This is a genomic window from Coleofasciculus sp. FACHB-712, assembly GCF_014695635.1.
Taxonomy (GTDB): domain Bacteria; phylum Cyanobacteriota; class Cyanobacteriia; order Cyanobacteriales; family FACHB-T130; genus FACHB-T130.
Window position 1 is genome coordinate 1 of sequence record NZ_JACJOQ010000366.1, and the last position, 4,004, is coordinate 4,004.

Annotated in this window: 5 protein-coding genes; all 5 read right to left on the minus strand. The window is 48.2% G+C overall.

The features are described 5' to 3' along the window. Positions 1 to 74: 74 nt before the first annotated feature. On the minus strand, positions 75 to 992 hold the full coding sequence (gene pstA / locus H6F50_RS10110; protein ID WP_190428598.1) for a phosphate ABC transporter permease PstA: 918 nt from the start codon (positions 990 to 992) through the stop codon (positions 75 to 77). After that, complete coding sequence (gene pstC / locus H6F50_RS10115) at positions 985 to 1,839, minus strand: phosphate ABC transporter permease subunit PstC (RefSeq protein WP_242028968.1); 855 nt, start codon at positions 1,837 to 1,839, stop codon at positions 985 to 987. The genes pstA and pstC overlap by 8 nt, the downstream gene beginning before the upstream one ends. Next, the gene (locus H6F50_RS10120) at positions 1,820 to 2,671 is read right to left on the minus strand and encodes a phosphate ABC transporter substrate-binding protein (protein WP_190428599.1); all 852 of its coding nucleotides are present in this window, start codon (positions 2,669 to 2,671) and stop codon (positions 1,820 to 1,822) included. Before H6F50_RS10120 ends, pstC begins: the two co-directional genes overlap by 20 nt. 21 nt (positions 2,672 to 2,692) lie before the next feature. Next, complete coding sequence (locus H6F50_RS10125) at positions 2,693 to 3,007, minus strand: metalloregulator ArsR/SmtB family transcription factor (RefSeq protein ID WP_190428600.1); 315 nt, start codon at positions 3,005 to 3,007, stop codon at positions 2,693 to 2,695. A 394-nt stretch (positions 3,008 to 3,401) separates the two neighbouring features. After that, a partial coding sequence (locus H6F50_RS10130; RefSeq protein WP_190428601.1) for an ATP-binding protein occupies positions 3,402 to 4,004 on the minus strand: 603 nt, incomplete at its 5' end.

The following is a 4,004-nucleotide window of genomic DNA, read 5'->3' on the forward strand; positions in this document are numbered from 1 at the left end:
GTCGTGTGTTTCATGAAGAATTTAAACTGTAAAGACGCGAAGTACGCAAAAAAAGAACGCGAGGTAAGCTTGGTTTACGCTACCCAAATTCGGGATTGCCGAAACCGTTCTGCTAGCCAAGAGATTGCAGCATTAATGAGTAATAGAAAGCTGACTAATACGAGAGCAGAGGCGTAGGCATTTGGTTCGCCGCCAGAGACGTTCATAGCGAGATCGTAAATGTGAACCGAGAGCGATCGCCCGGAATCCCACAATGACTCTGGCATCCGATCGACGTAACCGCTGGTAAAGATTAAAGCAGCCGTTTCAGCGATCGCTCTTCCCAAACCTAACAGCAAGCCCACGACTAATCCAGGCATTGCGGCTGGTAGCAGTAACTCCCATAATGTGGCTGTACGCGAGATTCCCAGCGCCGCCGCTGAACGTCGATAATCATCTGGTACGCCTCGGAAACCTTCCTGGGTTGAGCGAATCAAAATCGGTAGCACCATACACGCTAGCGTCAATCCACCAGAAAGAATCGAAAAGCCCATCCCCAAGGTTTTAGAGAAGAAAGCGTTCCCAAAAAGACCGAAAACAATTGAAGGGACGCCTGCTAAAACATCTAAGCTGAGTCGCACCAACCGCGCCAAAATACTCCCATTTGAGGTAAATTCAGCCAGCAATATCGCAGTTCCCACTCCTAAAGGAATTGAAACTGCCATGCATACTCCTACGATTAGCGCTGTCGAGACTAAAATGGGTGCAATTCCTCCATCTCGCCCAGCATTACGCGGTGCTGTTGTCAAGAATTCCCAGCTAATTTGACCGATACCCGAAACAAAAACATTGCTCAGTAGCCATAATAGAGAAGCTGTTATTAAAGCGACAGATGCCCAAACGATTGCAGCCGGAAGCCAATCGGAAGCAGGTAAAGAAGTAAAAAGCGAAAATTGTTTTTTTTCTTTTACCTTTTGTTTTTGTAGATTTGCTTTTTCAAAAGATTTAGTCATAAAGATGCCCCTGATTAATCGTTTCGGCAGCAACGACTAAAACCACAATCATCGCCATTAATATCAACCCGCTGACAAACAAGGCGGCGCGATGATTTCCCACAGCATAAGCCATCTCTAAAGCAATATTTGCCGTCAACGTCCGTACTGGCTCAAATACACCTTTTGGTACCTGCACGACATTACCGCAAACCATTAATACCGCCATTGTTTCGCCAATCGCCCGTCCCGTTTCTAAAATGACGCCAGTTAATAAACCTGATTTTGCTGCCGGAAAAACTACACCGCGCACCATTGCCCAGCGTCCCAATCCCAGCGCCGTCGCACCCCGCAGATAATCAGCGGGCACGTTAGCAAAGGTGGCATCAGCGACGAGGGCAATGGTGGGGAGAATCATCAGGGTTAGGATGAGAATCCCGGCGAATAAACTCGGCCCTGGTGGGTGAATCCGCCCGATAATTGGCACCAGCACGACTAAACCCCAAAAGCCATAAACGACTGAGGGAATCCCTGCTAAAAGCTCAATCAGGCTTCGGTAAATTTTGGCTAAGGCGGGAGGTGCGTAATAGTGGCAGAAAACTGCGGAGAGAATACCCAGAGGTGTTGCAACTAGCACAGATCCCGCCGTGACAAACAGCGATCCCCACAGCATCGGCATTAGGTTAAATTCTTCGCTAACTGGATGCCAGGAGGGGTCATTGAAGAAGCGTGTCAGCCCGATATTTTGCAGGATGGGCAAGGTTTCCCAAATCAGGAATAGCAGGATTACAAGCGCGATCGCGCCCGAAACAATCGCCATTCCCCGCAACATCCAGACGAGGATGACTTCATTTCGCGACTGGGACAAAATATTGCTCCTTCACAATGTCTTGCACATCTTTTGAACGGGCAAAATCAATAAATTCTTTTTGCAATCCGGTGGGTGTAGTTTTCGTCACTAAATTGAGGGGACGAGAAAGCGGAAATTTACCGTTGCTGACGTTGGCGATGGAAGCCTCTACTCCTTCTATTGGCAATAGTTTGATTGGAGTATTGTGAGTGGCACCATATTCGCCAGAACCAATGGAGACATAAGCGATCGCGTTGGGATTCCCTGCTACGGTTTTAATCCCTTGTTCGTTATCGCCAATCACCACATCGGCACGCATATCGGTTGTTTTTAATTTGAAGTGGTCGGCAAACAGTTCCAGAGTGGATCGACCTTCAGCTTTATTGACCACCGTAATCGGGGCGTCTTTCCCCCCGACTTGTTTCCAGTTATTAATTTTGTCGGTGTAGATATCGACAATTTGCTGGTCAGTGAGATTTTTAACTGGATTGTCTTGATTGAGAATGACCGAGACGCCATCGCTCGCAATCGTAAAAGCTTGCAAATCCTTTTCGCTATCTTTGAGGCTTCGGGAAACCATCCCAATATCCGCCACTCCCTGACGGGCATCTGCGACTCCCCGCGAAGACCCGCCTGTTTGCACGTCAATCCGGACTCCCGGATGTTGAGTTTCATAGCGTTTGGCAATCTCAGCTGCCAGAGGCGCTACCGTACTCGATCCCGTCAAAACCAGCTTGCCTTGTAACTTATCAGACGACTGGGTTGCCGCTTCTGGAGGCTTCCCACAAGATTGCAGCCAGCAGGCAATCAACCCTATAGAAAGCGGCGCAAGCAGTCTTAGGTGTTTCATCTGTATATAAATTGAGGTTTTTTATTGATTGGAATCAAAGGAAAGCAGGCAACATCCCAAGTCAATCGCCCAACCGGCATTTGCCCTCTGGATTGCAGGATCTAGCTGATAAAGCACCGCCTTACCATCTCGCCTCGCCGTCACAAAACCCTCTTCCCGCAAAACTTTTAGATGATGCGATAGCAAACTCTGTTGCAACCCCAACACGGCATTTATCTCACCAACGTGCTTGGGACCACTCATCAGCAGTTCTAAAACGTCAAGCCGCGTTGAATCTGCTAGGGTCTTCAGTTTCTGGGCACAAAAGGACTGCGATGAGACTTTTTGGGTACTCATGGATTTACCTGTGCGAAGTTGAGAATTAACCCAGGCTTGACCTGGATTGATATCAACCTATATTTATATCAATAATCTTTTATTAATTCCAGCTTAATTTTTTCTTAACCGATACTGAGGTTGTGGGGAATGTTCAGATTTTTACCTCAGGACTTACGCGCTGAAACCTTCAAACCTTGAGCCGAACTCGCCCCCCTTAAAAAGGGGGAACCTCTAAAGCCCCCTTTTTAAGGGGGTTGGGGGATCTCTTCTGCGTAAGGCCTGTTACCTGAAAAACCTAACCTCCTTTCCAAGGAGAGGTTCCCAAGTGCAAGCCGTTCTATAGCACTCCTAAAGGCGAGACCCCCGACTTCGGGAGAGAAGTCGGGGGTCTCAAGAGCTGGCATCTTAAAACTCAAATAGGATTGCTATAGCCGCTTTGTGCTAACTGGCTCTTCAGGGGAATTTCTATCCAGAACTCAGTACCCTGACCGGGTTGGGACATACATTTAAAGAAACCGCCGTGTTTTTCGACCACAATCTGGTAGCTAATGGAAAGTCCCAGACCTGTGCCTTTGCCAACTGGCTTCGTGGTGAAAAAGGGATCGAAAACTTGGCACTGCACGCCTGGACTCATGCCAGGGCCATTGTCACGAATCTGAATGACAACGTGGGGGACACCTGCTGGGTTATCCTGCATCAGAAAAGTGCGAATTGTAATCTGACTGGGTAAGTTTTTAATTCCCTCCTGCGATCGCAATTCATCGCGTTGCTCTAAAGCGTCAATGGCGTTGCCGATCACGTTCATAAAAACTTGATTCATCTGACCGGCGTAGCACTCAATCGGCGGTAAGTCCCCATACTCTTTCACTACGTCGATCTCGGCATGGTCTGACTTTGCTTTCAGTCGATGTTGCAAGATTAACAGAGTGCTGTCGATGCCCGTGTGGATATCGACAGGTTTCCGCTCAGCCTCATCCAGCCGGGAGAAATTGCGTAAAGACAGAACGATCTGGCG